The organism is Aquisalinus luteolus, from assembly GCF_009712425.2.
GTDB classification, from domain to species: Bacteria; Pseudomonadota; Alphaproteobacteria; order Caulobacterales; family Parvularculaceae; genus Aquisalinus; species Aquisalinus luteolus.
In genome coordinates, this window is the sequence record NZ_VCJR02000001.1 from 422,265 (window position 1) to 442,625 (window position 20,361).

Here is a 20,361-nt window from a genome sequence, read left to right on the forward strand (position 1 = left end):
GTCTAGTCTGTCGAGGGTCCGGATATAGTGGACCGCTTCCTGCTGCCCGTTCCTGCATCCGGGCGCTTGTTCACAGGTGGGCTTACAAGGGCCTGTTTCAGATCGTCAAGCAGAATGGCGAAAGGAAGCTCTTCCGCCGCAGATCGCGCGATCAGCACATAGTCATGGCCGGGCGCGCCGTGAAGGGTGAGGACCTCTCTGCCCACCGCCCGCAGCCGACGCTTTATGCGGTTGCGGGTGACCGCCTTGCCCAGCTTCTTCGTCACGGTGATGCCGAGCCGGGCAATGCCTTCACTCGCTCGGTCAGCCGGCGCAGGGGCGCTGAGCAGGAGAAAGCCTTTTTTCGAGGCCCCGCGGCAATGCCTCAAACGCAAAAAATCCGCCCTTTTTTTCAAAGAGCGGACCGGCAGCATGGCTGCGTGTTTGCTGGCGGGGCCTGTCAAGCAAAGCCCTCCCTTGAGCTGCCTGCCTTACGCTGACAGCTTCTTGCGGCCCTTGGAACGGCGCGCTGCGAGTACTTTCTGGCCGCCCTTGGTGGCCTTGCGTGCGCGGAAACCGTGACGGCGCTTACGCACCAGGCGGCTTGGCTGATATGGTCTTTTCATCGTCTGCCCCTTTGAAGGCGTCAATAAACATGAATTCGAAGGCGCGTGACTACGTCATGAGCGCTGTCCCGTCAAGGGTGCAGATGCGCGAAAATCGCTGATCTTTGACACGCGATGGTGAGGGCGCCATCGCGCAGCTGTGACGCCGCCGCAGCACCTTTTCCGGTATCACGGGCAAACTTGCCGGACACCGCAGGCGTTATGGCACCATAGTCTACGATAAAAGAGACCATAATGCGATTTTTCGCCAACCTTTTCAGTGCCTTGATCCTGCTTGTCGCAACTTCGGCCGATGCGGGTGAAGAAACCTACTCCCGCTTTCTCGATACTTTTGTTGTCGAGCAAGGCCCCGGGGTCACTTCTGTGCGCTATGGTGAGGTGACGGACAAGGATCGCGACGCCCTGAAAGCATGGATCGAAAGTCAGGCCGTGGCTGGTCCGCCGGAAGACCGCGACGCCGCCTTCGCCTGGTGGGTCAATCTCTATAACGCCGTCACCCTCGATGTTGTCCTCGACAACTACCCGGTCGATTCGATCAGGGATATCAGGTTCGGTTTCGGCCTGCGCCCCGGCCCGTGGCGGGAAGATCTGGTAGCCGTCAATGGCGAGGCGATGAGCCTCGACGATATTGAACACGGCACGTTGCGTGAGGAATGGGATGAACCGCGCGTCCACTTCGCGGTCAACTGCGCCTCCATCGGCTGCCCGGCCCTGTTGCCTGAACCCTTCGCCGCCGAAACGCTGGAAACCCAGCTCGATACCGCAACCCGCGCCTTCGTCAATTCAGGCCGCGCCGTGCAGGTAGATGAGGGGGGCGATCTCATCCTTTCCTCGATCTTCCAATGGTATGGCGAGGACTTCGGCGACAATGACCGCGCCATCCTCGACTGGCTTCGATTCTATGCCGAAGGCGACACTGCAGCCATGCTTGACGGGCGCAGGAAAATCGACGGCTATGCCTATGACTGGTCGCTGAACGAGGCCGAGTGAGGCGAAGGGGATTGTCATGCATATTCTGGTTCTGGGAGGGACGAAATATCTCTCTCGAAAGATCGCCGAGATCGCTATCGGACGCGGCCATGATGTGACCATTGCGGCGCGTGGCGAAAGCGGGCGGCCTCCCGCCGGTGCAGCATTTATAAAGCTCGACCGGACACAGCCAGAAGATTATGCCGCGCTGTCCGGACAGGGATGGGACAGCGTGATCGACATTGCCCGTATCCCTCGTCAGGTTGTGCAGGCGCTGGACGCCCTGTCGGACAATGCGCGACACTGGGTCTTCGTTTCCTCCATCAGCATCTATGCCGAGCACGAGACTGTCGGACAAACGGTAGAGACAGGCAGCGTGCTAGAGCCCTCGGCACCCGACAGCGATGCCGCTGGATGGGACGTATACGGCAATAACAAGGTCGCGTGCGAGAACCTTGTCCGTGAGCGGATGGGAGAGCAGTGCTTCATTGTTCGCCCCGGCCTCGTCATCGGCAATGACGACCCCAATGACCGCTTCGGTTACTGGCCGCGCAGGATCGCAAGGGGCGGCGAAATCATCGCTCCCGGAACGCCATCAGATTCCGTGCAGTTTATCGATGTCCGCGATCTTGCCGAATGGATCATCGATGCCGTCGAGGCAAAATTGGCCGGTACCTATGACGCGGTTTGTCCGCCGATGTCGCGGGAAGATTTCCTCAACCGGCTACAATATGCCGTAGGTGCTGAGGATTCCCGGTTTACCTGGGTGCCGGTACCTTTCCTGACCGAACACGGGGTCAGTGTGTGGTCGGGAGAGGAAAGCCTGGGGCTGTGCGCTCCGGCGAACTGGCCGGGCCTCATGGCACACGATGTTACGTCTGCCCTTGCGGCGGGCATGACGATCAGGCCAATCGAGGAAACGGCCCGTGACTGGCTGGCCCGGGATCGGCTGGTCGCGCCTGAAGAGACATCCCTTCTTGCCTCCCTGTCGGAGGGAAAAGAAAAAGCAGTGCTCGCAGCATGGCATGAGGAAAGATCATGACACAGACGATCAAGGCAGATTTATGCGTCATAGGCGCGGGTTCAGGCGGGCTGTCGGTGGCGGCTGGCGCAGCGCAACTGGGCCGCAAGGTGGTGCTGATCGAAAAGGGCAAGATGGGCGGCGACTGCCTCAACTATGGCTGTGTCCCGTCCAAGGCGATGCTGGCCGCGGGCAAGCATGCCCAGCACATGCGCGAGGCGGCCCGCTTCGGCATCGCCAGCGTCGAGCCCCAGATCGACTACAAGGCAGTACTCGACCATGTCTATCGTACCATCGCCGAGATCGAGCCCAATGACAGCCAGGAGCGGTTCGAGGGTCTTGGCTGTACCGTCCTGCGCGCCCCCGCCCGATTCACCGGCGAGCGCGAAGTGACTGCGGGCGATCACGTGGTCAAGGCCAAGCACTTCGTTATCGCCACGGGTTCATCGCCCTTCGTCCCGCCGATAGATGGCCTCGACAGCGTGCCCTATCTCACCAACGAGACGATCTTCTATTCACCGGAACAGCCCAAACACCTGCTGATAATCGGCGGTGGTCCCATCGGTGTGGAAATGGCGCAGGCCCATCGCCGCCTTGGCGCGGAGGTGACCGTCATCGAGGGCGCGAAGATCCTGCCCAAGGACGACCCGGAACTCGTCACCATCGCCCGTGCGCATCTTGCCAATGAAGGTGTACGGATCATCGAGGGCGGCAAGGTCGCCCGGGTCAGCGGCAGCGAGGGCGACATCACCGTTCATTATGCCACTGAGGAGGGGAACCACTCCGTCACGGGTTCGCATCTCCTCGTCGCCACGGGCCGACGGGCCAATGTGAAGGGTCTTGATCTTGAAAAGGCCGGTGTCGACTATGACGAGCGCGGCATCAAGGTGAATGCCCGCCTGCGCACGAGCAATAAACGCATCTATGCCGCAGGTGACGTCGCGGGCGGTCGCCAGTTCACACATGTCGCGGGTTACCATGCCGGCGTGCTTGTCCAGAACATCCTGTTCAAGGTACCCGCGAAAAACAAGGAAGAGAACGCGCCCTGGGTCACCTATATCGACCCTGAGCTTGCCCATGTCGGCCTGACGGAAGCGCAGGCGAAGGAACAGGGCGAGAAGTACTCGATCGCCCGCTGGAAGTTCGAGGAGAACGACCGCGCCCATGCAGAGCATGAAACCTCCGGCATGGCCAAGGTTGTTGTCGGAAAGGGTGGGAAGGTACTGGGCGCGTCGATCATCGGGCCGGGCGCAGGTGACATGATCGGGCCATGGGCGCTCGCCATTGCCAACGGGCTGAAGATCAAGGCCTTCACCAACATGATCGCGCCATACCCGACCATGGGAGAGATATCCAAACGTGCCGCAGGCGCTTACTACACGCCGACGCTGTTCTCCGACCGCACGCGTTTTGTCGTAAAGCTGCTATCAATGTTCGATTGATGGCATGAGGGCCGAACTGCGCTAGATAGAGGGCAAAGGAGCGGGCGGCATGGCCGGTATTGGCAAATCAATCAGCTATCTGGTCGAGCGGCGGCATAACCTGCCTGCGCGCCTGCTTGCGCTGACCGTTGCCTTCATCATCGTCGCCGAGATCGTCGTCTTCGTGCCGTCTGTTGCCAAGTTCCGCTTCGATTACCTGCAGGAGCGTATCGAACGTGCCTATCTGATCTCGGTTTCCTTCGAAGTAGCCCCTGACAACATGATCGAACCGGAGACGGTCCGCACCCTGTTCGAGACGGCAGAGATCATCGGTGTGCGTATCGATGCCGGTGGTCGCAGCCAGTTGATCCTCGCGCCCGGCAGCGAGGCGAGTGGTGAAGGCGGCGACGACGAAACCCGGATGGACAGGAAGCTTGTCGACCTGCGCGATGCTTCACCGTTGCAGCTTATCGGCGATGCTCTCGGCAATATGGTCTCTCCATCCAACATGTATCTGATGGTGCAGGGCTCGCCACCGTCTTCACCAGATACGACAGTGGATATCGTGATCGAGAAGGCCCCGCTGCGTGACGCACTCTGGCGCTATGCCGTTGGCATTTTGGGGTTGTCCATCGTCATCTGCATCATCGTCGCCGGGGCGGTCTATTTCACGATCCTGTTCATCTTTGTACGGCCCATGGTCAAGTTGACGGCGAACATGGCCCGGTTCCAGCGCAAGCCGGAGGATGAAAGCGCTATGATGCGCCCGTCAGGCCGGCGCGACGAGATCGGCCAGGCGGAGCGTGTTCTTGCCGACATGCAGGCGGAGCTGAGATCGGCCCTGCGCCAGAAATCGCGTCTGGCGACGCTGGGCGAGGGCATGTCCAAGATCAACCACGACCTGAGGAACGTACTGGCCAGCGCCATGCTGATGTCCGACAGGCTGTCGCGAAGCGAGGACCCGCAGGTCAAGCGTCTCGCCCCGCGCCTGATCAAGGCTCTCGATCGGGCGGTGGTCATGTGCCAAGCGACGCTCGACTATGGCCGGGCCGAGGTGAAGGAGCGCGAAAGCGTCAACCTGTTCGATATCGTCGAAGAAACCTCCGACGCGCTGAAGATCTTCACCGAGGGCGAGCCGCCGATACGGTTCATCAACCATGTCTCGCCGCGCGTGGAGCTGATGGCCGATCGAACCCAACTCTTCCGTGGACTGTTCAACCTTGCCCGCAATGCGGCTGAGGCGCTTGCTGCCAGCGAACAGTCTGCGCCCCAGGTGACCTTTTCGGCTGAGCGGACCGACCGTCTCGTCATCATCGATGTGCAGGACAATGGCCCCGGCTTGCCCGTCGCGGCGCAGGAGCATTTGTTTGTACCGTTCAAGGGTTCCGTCCGTCAGGGCGGCTCGGGGCTGGGTCTTGCCATCGCGGCTGAAACCGTCCGCGCCCATGGCGGCGAGATCGTCCTGAAAGAGACAGGGTCGGATGGAACGACGTTCCGTATCACCCTGCCGGCCCAGTAAGTCATCAGCCTGGCTTACCAGTCTCAACTGACCAGTCTGGGATAGCAGGGGGCGCCGCGGGGTGGTTCAGACTCTGCCGCATCCAGTATAATGCCGTCTGCTGACAGTTTCCGTGCGAATATCCGCATCGCGGCAGCAAGTGCATCCTGCCCTGTTGGCCGGACCATGGTCCGACAGCGTAATTGCGCTTCCCGGTCACGTCCGGCCTGTGTGGCGGAGAGCAGGCCGGCAAAGGCAATCTCATCAGCGCTCATGACCATGCTGTGTGCCGGATGGAGCCGCAACGGACGGCGGGCATGGGTATCGATCAGGCGCATCACCTGCAACAGGGCCTCCGCCGGGCTGTCTTCGCGCAACGTGTCATGCACCGGTGCAGCGCAGGGGCAGGCGAACAGGCGCAGGGCCGAGATGATGAACAGGGCCGGGTCTTCGGTCCTGTCCGCCGGCAGCGGCAAAGGCAGGGGTCTTGTCGCACTCATGAACTCACTTCTCCCATTGCATTCAGGTAGGCATTCAGGGTTTTCATGGCCGACTTCCGATCAGGTTTCCTGTCGAAAGCAGCGGATGACAGAGGATAGTCACAGTTGCGAATAATTATCAATAGCAGAATTTACGCGCAGTGCGCAGCCTTGTTGATGCCACATTCTTGCGGCTTTCTGTTAAGCATGGACAGGAAACTCAGCTCATTGATTGCCCCCGCCGCCCTTGCCGTTTCGGCACTGATGGCCTTTACATTGCCCGCCTCTGCACAGGTTCGCGGCAGTGCTGCCGTTGACGCGCAGACCGGTGAGGAAATTTCCCCGCAAGATACCCAGCGCTGGGATGGCGACATCGATGGCCGTCTCGCCGGCGGCCGGGATGATCGTGGCGCTGATCGAGACCGGGACTATGACCGCGAACGCGGCTATGATCGTGATTCCGACAGGGGCCGCGATTATGATCGCGACTACAGCCGGGGGCAGGTGCGTGGCCAGGATGGCAATCGCTACCAGGAAGACGCTCGCCGCTACTCCGATAATTACCGCGGATATTCGGATGACTACCGCCGCCGCTACAGCGACAACCGCCGCTATGACCGAGACTATCGGGACCGTTACGATTATCGCGGTCGCGACTACCGCTATCGCTATGACCGCAATCGGGGCAGCAGCTTCGACCTTTCCGTTGACCTTGGCGACGTGACGATCGGCTATTCCGATGGCTACCGCGACGGCTATTACGTCTATTACAATGGTCGCAATCGCTATCGCCATCGCGACTGGCGCTCGGGCTACAGCAATTACAACTATCGCTGCCATCCTGTAAGCTACAGTGAATGGCATCGCGGTCGCCGCGTGCCGGTGACGGGAACCATGTGCTATGACCGTTACGGTTATGGCTATGTCGTGCCGGGCAGCGTCCGCTATGGCCGCTGGTAGGCATTCAGCCTCTGGCTCCGCGAATCACGTAATCCAGCCTCCATCTTCTTGAAGTCACGGCCTCGTGAACCCATATGAATAGGGTAGAGGGCCGCAGACAAAGCAAGGAGATAAGAGAATGAGTTCCACTGCCCGCAAAGGGTCTGTCCAAGAGCAGCTGCGGCCGGCATGGACGCCCATCAATACCGCCATCATGGTTGTCGCCTTTATCATTGGCGCCTGGCCGGTAGGCCTGTTCATGATCGCCTATATGATCTGGGGTCAGGCCTGGGGCCTTGATTTCAGCACATGGGGCAAGTCCGATAGCGTTTCGCGCACGGGCGAAAAGGTGAAGTCGGCTTTCGACAAGGCGTTCGATGGCAAGGCATCGTCCTCGCGCACCGGCAACAGCGCTTTCGATGAATGGCGCGATGCTGAACTGCGCCGCATCGAGGAAGAGCGCCAGAAGCTGGAAACCGCCAAGCGTGAGTTCCAGGCCTATATGGAAGAGATGCAGAAAGCCCGCGACAAGGAAGAATTCGACCGTTTCAAGTCGCGCTGGGACAATAATGCAACAGGCACGGATACCCCTTCCGGCCAGTAAGTCCCTGAAAATATACACCTATCCGGAAATCCGGCGTCAGAAACGCCGGATTTTTTTATGCGCTGAAAGCGAACTGGTCAGCCCAAGAATCGTTTTATGAACAGTAGCGTAACAGGATAGGAGAAAAAACCATGCTCCGCTATGTTCTTGTTCTGATTATCTTTGCCGTAGGCCTCCCCTTGGTCATGATCTCGCTCGGTGCGCAGAATGACCAGCCGGACGCTATAAATTATGGGGAAGATGCGTTTGTCGAACAACAGGCACCTTACTCCGCCGCATCCGTTTCGGTGATGTAGGAGAGAGACAATCTCTTGGCATGGTCAGGTGACTGATCGCCTGACGGTTTGCACTTGTTTTCGCGTTTACATGGCGTCACGCCAATGGCAGCGCTCCGAATTTCAAAAAACGTCAATCATCTCTGTAAGAACCAAATCCCTTTGTGCGCTGTTCTCAGACAGACACTGCATGGAGACGTGATATGGCAAGATTTTTCGGATTTATCTTTTTTGTGGCCCTGCTGGTCGGTGGCGCGCTTTACCTGATCGATCGAAATGGCGGCTCGATCGGCGAGGAACCTGCGCTGGCCGATAACAGCGATGTGGATGTGATGGCCCGCCAGGAACGGGCAGTGCGGAGTGTCGATCGTTCTGTGGAACGGGCCGGCAAGCTGGCCGAAGAGGCCTATGCCCTGGCAGAGGAGCTGGAGGAAAACGCAACGCGTGCTGAGGAAAGCGCGGAAAAGTCAGCCCAGCTTGCAACCTATAATGACGCGGCCGAGGCATCGGTCACGGCTTCTCTCGAGGCGGCTGATCGCGCACACGCAACGGCTGTGATCGCTCGCGAAGTGTCGATTATGCTTGCACAGGCCGCTGAGGATGCCAGCGAGGTAACGGATGAGGCCGAGGAACTGACGAATGTTGCCGTCAGCGTAGAGAAGAGCCAGCGCGAGGCTCGTGAGGCCAAGGAAGAGGCTGCCGAGGCTGCTGCCAAGCTCGAAGAGGCCGAGGAGGCCGTTGCAAGGGCGACAAATGATGCACAGATCTTTCTCTCCCAGCGTGATGGGGAAACGGTGAAAAGCCGCCGCATGGCATCCGGCTATGGCAACGCGTACACTGGTTCCAGTAACCCCAATCTGGTTTACGAGGAAGAACGCAACCGCTATGTCACCGGCAATATCGCGGACGATGATGACAGTCGCTAGGCCGGCACACGGATAGCTTCCGCTTCTTGTGAAAAGCTGTGACGGGACCGGATTGGCATAGTGCGATAGCACTTTGGTCAGTCAGTTCCCGTCATTTTCCATTTGCAAGGAGCAAACCCGTGAAACGTCTGCCCATCATTCTTGCTGCCCTGATTACGGGGCTCTTTCACTTCACCACAGCCAGTGCTGCCGACCCGATCTATACCGGCCTGTTCTCCAGCACCGCTGTCGGTGGCTACGACCCGGTTGCCTATTTTACGCAAGGCGAGCCTGTTCAGGGCTCGAAGGAATATACCACAGACCATGAAGGCGCTGAGTGGCGCTTTTCTTCTGCTGAAAACAGGGACTTGTTCATCGCCAATCCATCCGCCTATGCGCCGCAATATGGCGGCTACTGCGCCTGGGCGGTCGCGGAAGGCAAGCTGGCAAAGGGCGACCCTTCTTACTGGACCATCGTCGATGGCAAGCTGTATCTCAACTACGATCGCAAGGTGCAGGAAACTTGGGAGACGGATATCCCGGGCTTTATCATGAAGGCCGATGCCAACTGGCCGGACATTCTGGATTGAGCATCCTCGCCTAGCGTTTCAGGCTTCCCAATATGCCGCGCATCAGCGACGAGACGATCCGGTTTGTCGCGGTGCGCGCCACCTGTTTGAGCACTGCCTGTGTGGTGCTCTGGCGCCGAGACCGGCTGCGCGGCTTTGCTGATGAAGAGCCGCTCGTCTTCGCTTTTTTCGCCTTTTCAGCCTGTTTCGCTTCGCGTTCGGCCTGCTTTCTGGCCTCTGCGGCAGCTTTCTCTGCGCGTTCGCCAAGAATTTCGTAGGCGGAGCGATTGTCCACGGTCTTGTCATACGTGCCGGCGACGGGGGAGGCGCCGATCGTCTTCTTGCGCTCTGCCGCCGTCAGCGGCCCCATGCGAGAGGAGGGCGGGCGGATGAGCGTTCGCTCGACAACACCGGGCACGCCCTTGCTCATCAAGGTACTGACGAGTGCTTCGCCGATCCCAAGCTCGGTAATCACATCTATCGTCTCGAACGCAGGGTTTGGGCGGAATGTCTCTGCCGCTGCGCGGATGACCTTGCGCTCCTTCGGGGTAAAGGCCCGCAATGCATGCTGGATGCGGTTGCCGAGCTGGCTGGAAACGCTGTCCGGCACGTCCATCGGGTTCTGGGTTACGAAATAGACGCCGACCCCCTTGGAGCGGATCAGCCGGACGACGGTTTCCACCTTGTCGAGCAGGGCGGGCGGACAATCCTCGAACAGCAGGTGCGCCTCGTCGAAAAAGAAGACGAGCTTCGGCTTGTCCGGGTCGCCGGCCTCCGGCAGCATCTCGAACAGCTCAGACAGCATCCACAACAGGAAGGTCGCGTAAAGCTTTGGCGACATCATCAGCTTGTCGGCGGCCAGCACGTTGATGATGCCGCGGCCATCCTCGGCGGTGCGCATGAAATCGTTCAGGTCCAGCGCGGGCTCTGCAAAGAACTGGTCGGCCCCCTGTTCTTCCAGGGCGAGCAGCTTGCGCTGGATCGCGCCGATGGAGGATGGCGAGACATTGCCGTATTTCGCCTGCAGCTCCTGCCGCCGGTCCGAAATATTGATCAGTAATGCCCGCAAATCCTTCAGGTCGAGCAGCAGCATGCCTTCATCGTCGGCAACGCGGAAGGCGAGCACCAGAACCCCTTCCTGCGTGTCGTTAAGGCCCAGCAGCCGCGCCAGCAGCAGCGGGCCCATATCGGTGATCGTCGCCCGTACCGGGTGCCCCTGCTTGCCGAACAGGTCCCACAGGACGGTCGGGTAGCCCTTCATGTCGTATGGCTCCAGCCCGATCGTCTCGGCCCGTTCCTGCAGGAAGCCCTTCATCGTGCCTGCCTGCGACAGCCCGGCGACATCACCTTTGACGTCGGAGATGAAGACCGGCACGCCGGCATCGGAAAAGCCCTCGGCGAGAATCTGCAAAGTCACGGTCTTGCCCGTGCCTGTCGCGCCGCAGATCAGCCCGTGGCGGTTGGCATATTTCAGGGTGAGGGACACAGGGTTCTCGCCCTTGCCGACAAAAATACCCGGATCGCTCATCTGCTCGTTCATGATCTGCCTGTCCTCTCCTGATCAGGGCCGATATTCGGCAATACCGCCGCGGGAAACAAGGCCGGATATAGGGTAAAACACAGGCAATTCAGGCATTTGTCAGCGACAGCAGCCCCGCAGGGCGACGGTTTCGCTTTGGAATGGCGGCCATCGCGGGTAAGGTGCGTTCTGAAACAGAGAATTCGACTGGGGGTCGACAATGAACGTCTTGAAAATCCTGCTCATCATTGCGGTCGTCATTGCCGCTGTCATCGCGGCGATCATCTTCTCCGGCCGCGAGGTTCCCGAGGTTGCCGAACAGGCTGTCGAGGAAGTGCAGGAAACAGCTGACCAGATCGGCGATGCCGTGACCGGCGAGGAAGAGCCGGAGCCCGCCCCGCAGGAGACAGCGGTTGTGGATGAGGAAGACCCCGCCGGTGTGGAACAGGCCGTGGCCGAGGAATTCCCGCTCGGTGACATGGTCAACGAAGCCGCGGCAACCGCCATCACCCGGGCGCGTGAGGCCATCATCCTGGCCGATCAGGCCGGTGACGATGCAAACAAGGCGATTTCGAACATCGCGATGATGCAGGAAACCGACCCCATTGCCGCCGCAAAGGATGCCGACAGGCTGGCCGTCGCAGCGATGGAGGCTGCCGAGGAATCTTCCATGGCGGCGCAGGACGCGCTTCTCTCCGCTAGGGAAGCCACACAGGTCGCCGAAGGCATGACCAACGAGTATCGTGCGCAGGCGATGGCGGAGGCCAAGGAAGCCCGTGACGCGGCGGATGAAGCGGTGGCCGCTGCCCTCGATGCCGAATCCTATGCTCGCGAGGCGATCACGGCCGCCGCCGAGGCGGATGCCGCCGCACAGCAGGTGACGCTACCGTCTGAGGAACAGGTCGAACCCGAAGCGGCAGAATCCGAAGCCGCAGAACCTGAAGCATCCGGGCCGGTTGAAGAAGAAACCGCTGACGAGCGATAAAGGGATATTCTCCTGTCCGCAGGGCGTCGCTGAACTGCCGCCCATATCATGAACGGTCTGTTAATCATTGCTCTGTCATCCTGAGCCGGACGAGGGCGGCACCTTTCATGATCAGGGGCCGCGAGGCGAAGGGGCGACGACGATGACTGCAGCGTGCCTGATAGATCTTGACCATCTTGATCTTTATGTTGCCGGCGATGATGCGCTGCGCGACGAAATACTCGGCATTTTCGAGACGCAAGCCGAGATGTGGGCCGGGCTGCTTGATCCGGCTGCGGAGGATGCGGCTTGGCGCGATGCTGCCCACGCCCTGAAAGGGGCAGCCCGCGGTGTCGGTGCCTGGCAGCTGGGTGATATCTGCGCCCGCGCAGAAACGCTGGTCGGGCTTTCGCGCCGGCGTGAAGAGCGGGCTGAACTGCTGGAGCAGCTGCGCAGTACAGGCCGCGAGACCATCGCCGAAATCCGTCGTCTGCGCGACGGCACCTGACAATCTCTCAAGGTCGGCTCTGAGGCCGGAACGTTCGACACCTCACCCTGTTTGTTATCCATAGGGAATAACGGAAAGGATGTGCAATCATGAGAGATTATGCTGACCAGATTACCTGGGTACTCGTCGCCGATGGCGAGAAAGCCCTGTTTTTCCGCAATGACGATATCGACACCCAGCCGCTCCTGAACGTCATCAGGAAAGAGGAACTGGACAATCCCCCCACGCGAGAGCAGGCCGCCAATAGACGTGGGCGGATGAATGACAATGGCGCAGGCGGTGCCCAGAGATCGGCTGTTGATGATACGGACTGGCATGAGTTCGAGCAAGAGCGCTTCGTCGGTGAAATCGCCGATCGCCTCAACAAGGCCGCGCTGAAAAATGCTTTCGACCGCCTCGTTGTTTTCGCCCCGCCACAGGCGCTTGGCGAGCTGCGCAACGGCTATCACAAGGAAACCGAGGACCGTATTGTCAAGGAAGTCAGCAGCGACCTGACCAACCACCCGATCGAAAAGATCGAGGCACAGCTTGGTGAGCTCTTCTCAGGCCCGGATCCTGACTACGACAAGGACCTGAAGCGTTACGCCTGATCAGCCGATAAACACGATATGCCAAGGGAGAGCTCCGGCTCTCCCTTTTTGCATCACGCCTTGGGCGCGTTGCGCCGGGTCATGGTGAAGGCGTTGCCGCCATTGGCATAGACCGGCATGTTCGGCGGGATCAGCGTGATGTTGTTATACTCGACATGATGTATGCCCCTGTACGGATCATCGAGCTTGTCCATCAGCTCGCTGGCAAGCTCCGGCATGGCATAGAAGACGAACTCCCCCAGTCCGGCGATCAACCACGCTTCGAAGCCCAGTTCGAATGAGTCATCATCATAGGGGTGTGGAAGGGCGGTGGTGCACAGTTCATAGAATTTGGCATGGGTCTTGGTCGACCAGCCGCTGAACTCGATGATCTCGCGTTCATAAAAGCTGAAGTCGATCAGCTCCTTCCATTCGTCCCTCCCGCCATCGATCCTGTCATCCCCGATAAGCATCCACAGGAACTGGCCAACCGCCGCCGCTGGCTTTCGCAGGATCAGGCCTTCATGCTCGCCCGATCCGCCGCCGATGACGATCTGGCCGGTCGTGCAGCTGAAATCGCCTGTGAAATGCTCGTCGTCTTCGCCCTCTATGTCCTCGAGCGGATGATAGACGGGCAACCGGCCAAACATGCCGACAATTTCATGCGGGTAGGAATCGATATGGCTCATGGGGGAAAACTGGCCGGTTCGAAGAATTCTGTAAAGCGCAACTTGGCGGCTACCGCTTCAGCTCCGCCATTGCGCCTTCCAGACCCTCCAGCGTCAGCGGATACATTCGGTCGGCAAACAGCTGGCGCATCATGCCGATGGAGCCGACATAGTCCCAGCTCTGCCGTCTGACCGGGTTCAGCCAGACTGCATTCTCATAGATATCGAGCAGGCGCTGCAGCCAGACGGCACCAGCCTCCTCGTTAAAATATTCCACCGACCCACCGGGCACGGTGATCTCATAGGGGCTCATCGAGGCGTCACCGACGAAGATCACCTTGTAGTCATTGCCGTATTTATGCAGCACATCCCAGGTCGGGATCTTGTCGGTCCAGCGGCGCTTGTTGTCCTTCCACACGAAATCGTAGAGGCAGTTGTGGAAGTAGAAGTATTCCATGTGCTTGAATTCTGCGCGCGCGGCGGAAAACAGCTCCTCCATGATCGTGATGAACGGGTCCATCGACCCGCCGATATCGAAAAAGATCAGTACCTTGACCGTATTGCGCCGCTCGGGCCGCATATGGATATCGAGCCAGCCCTTGCGTGCAGTGCCGTCGATCGTGCCGTCGAGGTCGAATTCATCCGGCACGCCGTCGCGCGCGAACTGGCGCAGGCGGCGCAGGGCCATCTTGATGTTGCGCGTGCCAAGCTCGACCGAGCTGTCGAGGTTCTTGTATTCCCGTTTCTCCCAGACCTTCACCGCCCGCTTGTGGGTACTCTCCCCGCCGATGCGGATGCCTTCCGGGTTATAGCCGCCATGGCCATAGGGCGAGGTGCCGCCAGTGCCGATCCACTTGTTGCCGCCTTCATGGCGCTCCTTCTGTTCCTTCAGGCGCTCCTGAAGCGTCTCCATCAGCTTGTCCCAGCCGCCGAGCGCCTCGATCTGTGCTTTCTCTTCTTCAGTGAGGAACTTGTCGGTGAGCTTGCGCAGCCATTCATTGGGGATCTCCGCCTCGATACCCTCGCTGACGCTCTCAATGCCCTTGAAGGCGTGCGCGAAGACCCGGTCGAACTTATCGAGATTGCGCTCGTCCTTCACGAGGGCCGCGCGGGAGAGGTAATAGAAATCCTCGACCCGCTTGCCCGCGAGATCGGCCTCCATCGCCTCCATAAGAGTTAGGTATTCGCGCAGGGAAACCGGCAGCCCGGCGTCTTTCAGCTCATGGAAAAATCTGGTGAACATGGAGGGGAGGGTAGCGTTCGCGGCGTCCCGCGCAAGGGCAGCATGCAGCGGCCCGTGGAAAAAATGCCGAAGGGCGGCGATAGACTCCCTGGCTCATACGTTCTATCTTTGTTCTCGTCATGGGAACTGTCGAGAACACCTGGCACCGCCAGCTGGCGTACCTGTTCATGGACTGCAACGCCTTCTTCGCCGGGGCGGAGCAGCATGACAATCCGGCGTTGCGTGGCCGGCCGGTCATCGTCATCCCGCAGAAATCCGACCATACATCAGCCATCGCGGCGAGCTACGAGGCCCGCCCCTATGGCATCAAGCGCGGCACCATGGTGCGCGAGGCAAAGACCCTGTGCCCGGACCTTGTCGTCCTGCCCGCCCGGCACGACCGCTATGTGCAGATACACAAGCTGCTGCTGGCCGAGGTCGAAAAGCACATCCCCGTCACCAAGGTGTATTCGATCGACGAATGGGCCTGCCGCCTTGCGCCGTCGGAGGGTGACCCTGCAAAGGCGATGGCGCTGGCCGAACGTATCCGCGAGAGCATTTCCACCAATCTCAGCCCGGCACTGCGCTTCTCCGCCGGGCTCGCCCAGACCCGGCTGCTCGCCAAGCTGGCAGCAGAAAGCCAAAAGCCGGACGGGCTGACGGTCTTTGCTCCCGGCGACCTGCCGGATCGGCTCGACGATATCGACATCATCGACATTCCCGGCATCGGGCCCGGCGTCGACCGGCGGCTGCAGCGCATTGGCGTCACCACCTTTCGCCAGCTCTGGAACATGGCCCCGAAACAGGCCCGCCAGGTCTGGGGCTCTGTCCAGGGCGAGCGCTTCTGGTACGCGCTGCATGGCTATGAAACCCACGAGGATGCAGAACCCGAAAAGCGCATGATCGGCCATGGCCGCGTCCTGTCGCGCGAACACGAGACGCCGGAGGGGGCGAAGATCGTCACCCGGGCACTGCTGCTGAAGGCGGCAAGCCGTCTCAGGCATTACGGCATGTATGCCAGCGCGCTGAACCTGTCGATCCGCATGCGCGCCGGTGTCGACCATGATGGCGAGCGGGCCGAGGGTGACCGCTGGGGCTCCAACCGGCAGTTTTCCTATACGCAGGACACCTACCGGTTCCTCGATGTGCTCGATGATATGTGGACAGAGCTTTTGCATGTCATGCCGCGCCTGCATGATGGCGGCGGCGGGCGGCGTATCGGCAACGTCTCGCTCTTCCTGCACGGGCTGGCCAGGGAAGGCGACAGCGTCATCAGTCAGGGCGACCTCTTCGACAACGCGGAAGAAAGCGAGAAGGAAAAGCGCCGGGCGAAGCTGTGGGCCGCAATCGACAGGATCAATACCGACCTCGAACAGAAATATGCAAGGCTGGGGGCAGGGGAGCGCACCCGCCCGCCATCGGGCCGCTATGTCAATCTCGCCGCCCAGCAGGGGCTAGACCTCAACTATCTCGGCGCCAAGATCGCGTTTTCGCGGGTGCCCGAGGATTCGGAGTTCTTGTTTTAGGGACAAAAGGGGGGGCGCTATTAGACAGATCATTGCATGTCAAGGCCGCGCCTTTGGCGCGCCGCGAAGCGGGTGCCGCCTTGACATGCAATGATCTGTCTAATGACAATGCCACCAAGGCCTGTAAGGCATAAAGTGCCTTACAGGCCTTGGATGCCACTAAAAGAAAGTCTCCACAGAAGGGAAGTTGAGATGTGGGGCAATCCTCAGCCCTCAACCTCATCCGGGCCGATCTGCTGCCCGCGCCAGTGGCGGCGGCACAGCGAGATATAGCTCTCGTTCCCGCCGATGGCGACCTGGTCGCCTTCCAGAACCGGCAGGCCATCGGCCCCGATGCGCAGCACCATTGTCGCCTTGCGCCCGCACCAGCAGATCGTGCGGATTTCCCGCACCGTATCGGCGACGGCGAGCAGGGTGGCGCTGCCGGGAAACAGCCGACCACTGAAATCGGTCCGCAGGCCATATGTCATAACCGGCACACCCAGATCGTCGGTAACGCGTGCGAGCTGCCAGACCTGAGCCTCGGTCAGGAACTGCGCCTCGTCGATCATCACGCAATGGCATGGCATCAGGCTTCCGACCCAGGCAAACAGGTCGTGGCTTGCGTCGAACATCAGCGCGTCTTCGTCGAGCCCGATGCGCGAGGCGATCTTGCCTTCGCCGCCGCGCTTGTCGATGGCGGCGGTGAACAGCACGGGCACCATGCCGCGCTCGCGATAGTTATACGCCGCCTGCAACAGGATCGTCGACTTGCCGGCATTCATCGCCGAATAGGAAAAATAGAGCTTTGCCATACCTGTTTTTGACACGAGTCGTAGTTTGAAGCTCGGGCGCCTCGTCCTTCGAGGCTGCTGCGCAGCTCCTCAGGATGAGGCTATCTTTAATTTGTCGGATTGAAAATCCTCATGCTGAGGTGCCCGCGATAGCGGGCCACGAAGCACAAGGATTTCAGACTTCTTTCACCGCCGCCTGCATGACGTCACAGATGAAATGCGCCTGTTCCTCGGTCAGGTAGGGGTGCATCGGCAAGGACAGGACCTCATTCGCCGCCTTTTCGCAATTCGGCAGGCCGCCTTCCGGGGCGTAAGCCTCGAACGCCTTCATCGTGTGCAGCGGCTGCATGTAATAGATCGCCGTCGGCACACCGGCTTCACCGGCCTTTTCACGCACGGCATCGCGATTGTCGATGGCAATGGTGTAATAGCCATAGCCGCTCTCCGCACCCTCGACATGTTGCTGCGGGCGGGCGATATCGGCGAGCCGCTCATTATAAATATTTGCGATCCGATGGCGCGCCTCCAACTCGTCATAGAAGATCGCGACCTTCTCCAGCAGCACGGCGGCCATGAAGGTCGACATGCGGCCATTCATCCCGACACGGACGGACTCACGCCGCTGCTCGTCGGTGCCGTGCCAGCGGATCGACTCGCAGATCTTGGCCAGCTCGTCATCGTCGCGCACCAGCGTCGCGCCCGCATCGCCATAGGCGCCCAGCGCCTTGCCCGGGAAAAAGGATGTGCCGGTCACCGGCGCCAGGTTGCCGACCCATTTGCCATCCAGCTTCCCGCCGAAGCTCTGCGCGCCATCGCCGAAGACGATCATGTCCTCGGCCTCGGCGATGCTGTTGATGGCGTTGTAGTCGGCCGGCGAGCCAAACAGGTCGACCGCGCAGATGACACGCGGCTTCAACTTGCCCTGCAGCTTCACTTCCTCGATCTTGGTGATCAGGTCTGTCGTCGACATGTTGAACGTGTTCGGATCGATATCGACGAAAACCGGCGTGCCGCCTGCGATCAGCACGGCATTGGCTGTGGCATTGTACGTGAAGCCGGGGATGAATACGGCATCCTCCCGCGTCAGGTTCAGGGCCATCATCGGGATGATCAGCGCATCGGTACCGTTGGAACAGGCGATCACATGTTTCGCGCCGGTCTTTTCTTCGAGAATTTCTTCCAGTTCATCGATTTCCGGCCCGGCGATATAGCGACCATGGTCCAGCACGGCGATCAGGCGTTTCTCGACCCGCTCTCGGATCACCTTCTGCTGTGCCTTCAGGTCGATAAAGGCAATGTTGCCAACGCGGCTTTCGCGTTCCAGGGCCAGGTTCGATACGCCGTTCATGCTCAGTATCCTCCTTGAATTATGCGTGTCAGGCTGCGGCCTGTTCGATGCGGATGGCAAGGTCGAGTGCTGCCCGGCCTGCCTTGCCGGAAACGATGGGCGCCTCGCCGGTCATGACCGACCTGATGAAGCTCTGCGTGCCGAAGGCGAGGGGGTCGCTGAACGCCAGCGGCGCATTCTCCGCGCCGAACTCCAGCGCCAGCGGTGTGCCGGTCGTGTTGGTGATCTCGCGCTTCAGGAAATCGATCACGATTTCCCCGTCATCATAGACGAGCGTCATGTCGCGGGTCGGTGACTGTTCGAGGCGGGAGGCGGCGAGGCTCGCCTTCAGTCCGCCTGCGAAAACGATCTCCGCCTCGGTACGATCCGAATGCGGCCCGTGCTCGCACACTTCGCTTGCTGTCAGTCTCTCGACCGCGCCGCCTGCGATCTGGCACAGCATGTCGAGGTCGTGGATCATCAGGTCGAAGACGACAGACACATCCATCGCCCGGCCGGAGAATTTGTTGAGGCGGCGAGAGCGTACCTCGCGCGGCTTGTCGGCCCGCGACAGGATGCCGAAGGCCTCGAACACATAACGCTCCTGGTGGCCGATCTGCAGGACGAGGTTCTCGGCCTCCGCCACCTCGATCAGCCGGTCGGCATCGGCGACATTCAGCGCGATGGGCTTTTCGACCAGGCAGTGACGGCCGGACTTCAATGCGCGCAGGGCAAGCTCGTAATGGAAGCTGGCGGGCGCAGCGATCGTCAGCAGGTCAACTTTCGACAGGAAATCGTTGTAATCGGTGCAGGCTTCGCAATCATGCATCTTCGCTGCCATCGCGGCGCGATCAGGATCGGGGTCGTAGATTGCCGCAAGGGTGGCATCGGCTGCTTCGGCATATTTGTTGGCATGATAGCCGCCGAAAACGCCTGCCCCGGCAACGCCTGCTTTCAATGTCATGTCGTGCACACCTTCCTTTTGCGGTGCACCATAAATAGTGCTGGCACGGGAGGCAATCAGGCCACCGTCACATGATATTTCGGGCTGTTACACGAGGAATCAAGCCTGCGGGCTCGTCAGTTACAGCGGTGCGCCGTTCTGGTCTGTCAGGGAAAGGCCCGTGCGCCGGGCGAGGTAGGACAGGAAATCCTCATCCCCTCCGCGCTCTGCCGACAGGATAAGATAGAGCCAGCCATCCTCGTTTTCGCCATAGGTGATATAGGCGAGCGTATCTTCCATCGCATGGCCCTTGCTCTCAAGGTAGATGCCGGTGATCTCCTCATACGTGGCGGAGTAGATATTCTGTACACCATCAAGTGTTTCATAGGATACGACACGGCTGTCGGTCAGGATATTCCCTGCCTTGCGGTAATCGAAAACGGCTTCGGAATAGAACATCTTCAACTGTTCGTCGGCGCGGATGATGCCTGCCTCGCGCAGCCCATCGATCTGATCCTGCGGCGTCGTGTCGATATCGGTCACATAGGTCTGGGGCGCGTCCGGCGACATCATCAGGAAGAAGCCGAACCCGAAGAGCCCGAGGAATGCCACGGCGGCAACGCTGCCGCCGATCCAGCGCCATGCCGGCACACGGCGGTAGTTTTCATCCCGCTCCTTGCGGATCCGGTGGGCAGCGAATGCCCCGGTAATGCCCCTCCAATAGAACCAGACGAAGATTGCCGACACCAGAAGGCCGCCAACCTGGCCGAACTCGACCACCATCACTATCTTGCTGAGGACGTAATAGATCAGAAGGGACACGGCGCAAAAGCGCGACCGGAACCAGACGCCAAGGCCCAGTCCAAGGATCATCACCACATCTATCAGCATCCACGGATCGGCAAAGAAATCGATGACCCTGTCGCCGCTCCAGCCGCCATCACCGGAAAATATGGCGAACAGCACGACGCCCGCTGTCAGCGCGCCGCTGACAAACGCGGCTACGGCTGCATGGCGGCAGCGCCGCAAGGCTTCTTCGTAATGCATCGTAATCCGG

23 protein-coding genes are annotated in these 20,361 nt (G+C 60.2%); 13 read left to right on the plus strand and 10 right to left on the minus strand.

The window, feature by feature from the left end:
- Positions 1-2: 2 nt before the first annotated feature.
- Entirely contained in the window at positions 3-413 is a 411-nt protein-coding gene (gene rnpA / locus FF098_RS01845; protein ID WP_155136568.1) for a ribonuclease P protein component, read from the minus strand.
- A 57-nt stretch (positions 414-470) separates the two neighbouring features.
- Entirely contained in the window at positions 471-605 is a 135-nt protein-coding gene (rpmH, locus tag FF098_RS01850; protein ID WP_155136572.1) for a 50S ribosomal protein L34, read from the minus strand.
- A 234-nt stretch (positions 606-839) separates the two neighbouring features.
- Here rpmH and FF098_RS01855 point away from each other — a divergent pair, with 234 nt between their 5' ends.
- Genes FF098_RS01855 through FF098_RS01870 form a run of 4 tightly spaced genes read left to right on the plus strand, consistent with a single transcriptional unit; the run spans position 840 to position 5,535 of the window.
- Positions 840-1,595 (plus strand): DUF547 domain-containing protein, encoded by a 756-nt coding sequence (locus FF098_RS01855; RefSeq protein WP_155136575.1) that lies wholly within the window; start codon positions 840-842, stop codon positions 1,593-1,595.
- Positions 1,596-1,611: 16 nt separating this feature from the next.
- Positions 1,612-2,616, plus strand: a complete 1,005-nt coding sequence (locus tag FF098_RS01860) for an NAD-dependent epimerase/dehydratase family protein (protein WP_155136578.1) — start codon at positions 1,612-1,614, stop codon at positions 2,614-2,616.
- Positions 2,613-4,037: a dihydrolipoyl dehydrogenase family protein gene (locus FF098_RS01865; RefSeq protein WP_155136581.1), complete on the plus strand. Its 1,425-nt coding sequence runs from the start codon at positions 2,613-2,615 to the stop codon at positions 4,035-4,037. The genes FF098_RS01860 and FF098_RS01865 overlap by 4 nt, the downstream gene beginning before the upstream one ends.
- 49 nt (positions 4,038-4,086) lie before the next feature.
- Positions 4,087-5,535 (plus strand): sensor histidine kinase, encoded by a 1,449-nt coding sequence (locus tag FF098_RS01870; protein ID WP_155136584.1) that lies wholly within the window; start codon positions 4,087-4,089, stop codon positions 5,533-5,535.
- A gap of 23 nt (positions 5,536-5,558) precedes the next feature.
- Here the strand turns inward: FF098_RS01870 and FF098_RS01875 are convergent, their stop codons facing one another.
- The gene (locus FF098_RS01875; RefSeq protein ID WP_155136587.1) at positions 5,559-6,014 is read right to left on the minus strand and encodes a hypothetical protein; all 456 of its coding nucleotides are present in this window, start codon (positions 6,012-6,014) and stop codon (positions 5,559-5,561) included.
- A gap of 207 nt (positions 6,015-6,221) precedes the next feature.
- Between FF098_RS01875 and FF098_RS01880 the strand changes: the two genes are divergently transcribed.
- From FF098_RS01880 to FF098_RS01900, 5 genes are all read left to right on the plus strand, one after another.
- Complete coding sequence (locus FF098_RS01880; RefSeq protein ID WP_155136590.1) at positions 6,222-6,953, plus strand: hypothetical protein; 732 nt, start codon at positions 6,222-6,224, stop codon at positions 6,951-6,953.
- A gap of 118 nt (positions 6,954-7,071) precedes the next feature.
- Complete coding sequence (locus FF098_RS01885) at positions 7,072-7,536, plus strand: DUF2852 domain-containing protein (protein ID WP_155136593.1); 465 nt, start codon at positions 7,072-7,074, stop codon at positions 7,534-7,536.
- Positions 7,537-7,667: 131 nt separating this feature from the next.
- Positions 7,668-7,832 carry a hypothetical protein gene (locus tag FF098_RS01890; protein WP_155136596.1) on the plus strand — a complete coding sequence of 55 codons (165 nt, stop codon included), beginning with the start codon at positions 7,668-7,670 and terminating at the stop codon, positions 7,830-7,832.
- 182 nt (positions 7,833-8,014) lie between these two features.
- Entirely contained in the window at positions 8,015-8,737 is a 723-nt protein-coding gene (locus FF098_RS01895; RefSeq protein ID WP_155136599.1) for a hypothetical protein, read from the plus strand.
- 128 nt (positions 8,738-8,865) lie between these two features.
- Positions 8,866-9,306 (plus strand): YHS domain-containing (seleno)protein, encoded by a 441-nt coding sequence (locus FF098_RS01900; RefSeq protein ID WP_205967428.1) that lies wholly within the window; start codon positions 8,866-8,868, stop codon positions 9,304-9,306.
- Positions 9,307-9,316: 10 nt separating this feature from the next.
- On the opposite strand, the gene FF098_RS01905 is transcribed toward FF098_RS01900, so the two are convergent.
- Positions 9,317-10,825 (minus strand): helicase HerA-like domain-containing protein, encoded by a 1,509-nt coding sequence (locus tag FF098_RS01905; RefSeq protein WP_155136602.1) that lies wholly within the window; start codon positions 10,823-10,825, stop codon positions 9,317-9,319.
- A 199-nt stretch (positions 10,826-11,024) separates the two neighbouring features.
- Between FF098_RS01905 and FF098_RS01910 the strand changes: the two genes are divergently transcribed.
- From FF098_RS01910 to FF098_RS01920, 3 genes are all read left to right on the plus strand, one after another.
- Complete coding sequence (locus tag FF098_RS01910; RefSeq protein WP_155136605.1) at positions 11,025-11,789, plus strand: hypothetical protein; 765 nt, start codon at positions 11,025-11,027, stop codon at positions 11,787-11,789.
- A 142-nt stretch (positions 11,790-11,931) separates the two neighbouring features.
- Positions 11,932-12,276 (plus strand): Hpt domain-containing protein, encoded by a 345-nt coding sequence (locus tag FF098_RS01915; protein WP_155136608.1) that lies wholly within the window; start codon positions 11,932-11,934, stop codon positions 12,274-12,276.
- Positions 12,277-12,365: 89 nt separating this feature from the next.
- On the plus strand, positions 12,366-12,866 hold the full coding sequence (locus tag FF098_RS01920; RefSeq protein WP_155136611.1) for a host attachment family protein: 501 nt from the start codon (positions 12,366-12,368) through the stop codon (positions 12,864-12,866).
- A gap of 53 nt (positions 12,867-12,919) precedes the next feature.
- Here the strand turns inward: FF098_RS01920 and FF098_RS01925 are convergent, their stop codons facing one another.
- Together FF098_RS01925 and FF098_RS01930 are read right to left on the minus strand one after the other, a co-directional pair.
- Positions 12,920-13,534 carry a hypothetical protein gene (locus FF098_RS01925; RefSeq protein WP_155136614.1) on the minus strand — a complete coding sequence of 205 codons (615 nt, stop codon included), beginning with the start codon at positions 13,532-13,534 and terminating at the stop codon, positions 12,920-12,922.
- 49 nt (positions 13,535-13,583) lie between these two features.
- A complete protein-coding gene (locus tag FF098_RS01930) occupies positions 13,584-14,756 on the minus strand; it encodes a vWA domain-containing protein (protein WP_155136617.1) in 1,173 nt (390 codons plus the stop codon).
- 119 nt (positions 14,757-14,875) lie between these two features.
- Between FF098_RS01930 and FF098_RS01935 the strand changes: the two genes are divergently transcribed.
- Complete coding sequence (locus tag FF098_RS01935) at positions 14,876-16,261, plus strand: Y-family DNA polymerase (RefSeq protein ID WP_155136620.1); 1,386 nt, start codon at positions 14,876-14,878, stop codon at positions 16,259-16,261.
- A 206-nt stretch (positions 16,262-16,467) separates the two neighbouring features.
- Here the strand turns inward: FF098_RS01935 and FF098_RS01940 are convergent, their stop codons facing one another.
- From FF098_RS01940 to FF098_RS01955, 4 genes are all read right to left on the minus strand, one after another.
- Positions 16,468-17,055, minus strand: coding sequence for a thymidine kinase (locus tag FF098_RS01940; protein WP_155136623.1), 588 nt, complete (start codon positions 17,053-17,055; stop codon positions 16,468-16,470).
- 154 nt (positions 17,056-17,209) lie between these two features.
- Positions 17,210-18,382 (minus strand): DegT/DnrJ/EryC1/StrS family aminotransferase, encoded by a 1,173-nt coding sequence (locus FF098_RS01945; RefSeq protein WP_155136626.1) that lies wholly within the window; start codon positions 18,380-18,382, stop codon positions 17,210-17,212.
- Between the two features lie 28 nt (positions 18,383-18,410).
- A complete protein-coding gene (locus FF098_RS01950; protein ID WP_155136629.1) occupies positions 18,411-19,325 on the minus strand; it encodes a Gfo/Idh/MocA family protein in 915 nt (304 codons plus the stop codon).
- A 120-nt stretch (positions 19,326-19,445) separates the two neighbouring features.
- Positions 19,446-20,351, minus strand: a complete 906-nt coding sequence (locus tag FF098_RS01955; RefSeq protein ID WP_155136632.1) for a hypothetical protein — start codon at positions 20,349-20,351, stop codon at positions 19,446-19,448.
- Positions 20,352-20,361 lie beyond the last annotated feature (10 nt).

Bases quoted from the DNA above. Each gene is read 5' to 3' on its own strand.
- rnpA (WP_155136568.1), bottom strand. From the start codon at position 413: ATGCTGCCGGTCCGCTCTTTGAAAAAAAGGGCGGATTTTTTGCGTTTG.
- rpmH (WP_155136572.1), bottom strand. From the start codon at position 605: ATGAAAAGACCATATCAGCCAAGCCGCCTGGTGCGTAAGCGCCGTCAC.
- FF098_RS01855 (WP_155136575.1), top strand. From the start codon at position 840: ATGCGATTTTTCGCCAACCTTTTCAGTGCCTTGATCCTGCTTGTCGCA.
- FF098_RS01860 (WP_155136578.1), top strand. From the start codon at position 1,612: ATGCATATTCTGGTTCTGGGAGGGACGAAATATCTCTCTCGAAAGATC.
- FF098_RS01865 (WP_155136581.1), top strand. From the start codon at position 2,613: ATGACACAGACGATCAAGGCAGATTTATGCGTCATAGGCGCGGGTTCA.
- FF098_RS01870 (WP_155136584.1), top strand. From the start codon at position 4,087: ATGGCCGGTATTGGCAAATCAATCAGCTATCTGGTCGAGCGGCGGCAT.
- FF098_RS01875 (WP_155136587.1), bottom strand. From the start codon at position 6,014: ATGAGTGCGACAAGACCCCTGCCTTTGCCGCTGCCGGCGGACAGGACC.
- FF098_RS01885 (WP_155136593.1), top strand. From the start codon at position 7,072: ATGAGTTCCACTGCCCGCAAAGGGTCTGTCCAAGAGCAGCTGCGGCCG.
- FF098_RS01890 (WP_155136596.1), top strand. From the start codon at position 7,668: ATGCTCCGCTATGTTCTTGTTCTGATTATCTTTGCCGTAGGCCTCCCC.
- FF098_RS01895 (WP_155136599.1), top strand. From the start codon at position 8,015: ATGGCAAGATTTTTCGGATTTATCTTTTTTGTGGCCCTGCTGGTCGGT.
- FF098_RS01905 (WP_155136602.1), bottom strand. From the start codon at position 10,825: ATGAACGAGCAGATGAGCGATCCGGGTATTTTTGTCGGCAAGGGCGAG.
- FF098_RS01910 (WP_155136605.1), top strand. From the start codon at position 11,025: ATGAACGTCTTGAAAATCCTGCTCATCATTGCGGTCGTCATTGCCGCT.
- FF098_RS01915 (WP_155136608.1), top strand. From the start codon at position 11,932: ATGACTGCAGCGTGCCTGATAGATCTTGACCATCTTGATCTTTATGTT.
- FF098_RS01920 (WP_155136611.1), top strand. From the start codon at position 12,366: ATGAGAGATTATGCTGACCAGATTACCTGGGTACTCGTCGCCGATGGC.
- FF098_RS01925 (WP_155136614.1), bottom strand. From the start codon at position 13,534: ATGAGCCATATCGATTCCTACCCGCATGAAATTGTCGGCATGTTTGGC.
- FF098_RS01930 (WP_155136617.1), bottom strand. From the start codon at position 14,756: ATGTTCACCAGATTTTTCCATGAGCTGAAAGACGCCGGGCTGCCGGTT.
- FF098_RS01935 (WP_155136620.1), top strand. From the start codon at position 14,876: ATGGGAACTGTCGAGAACACCTGGCACCGCCAGCTGGCGTACCTGTTC.
- FF098_RS01940 (WP_155136623.1), bottom strand. From the start codon at position 17,055: ATGGCAAAGCTCTATTTTTCCTATTCGGCGATGAATGCCGGCAAGTCG.
- FF098_RS01945 (WP_155136626.1), bottom strand. From the start codon at position 18,382: ATGAACGGCGTATCGAACCTGGCCCTGGAACGCGAAAGCCGCGTTGGC.
- FF098_RS01950 (WP_155136629.1), bottom strand. From the start codon at position 19,325: ATGACATTGAAAGCAGGCGTTGCCGGGGCAGGCGTTTTCGGCGGCTAT.
- FF098_RS01955 (WP_155136632.1), bottom strand. From the start codon at position 20,351: ATGCATTACGAAGAAGCCTTGCGGCGCTGCCGCCATGCAGCCGTAGCC.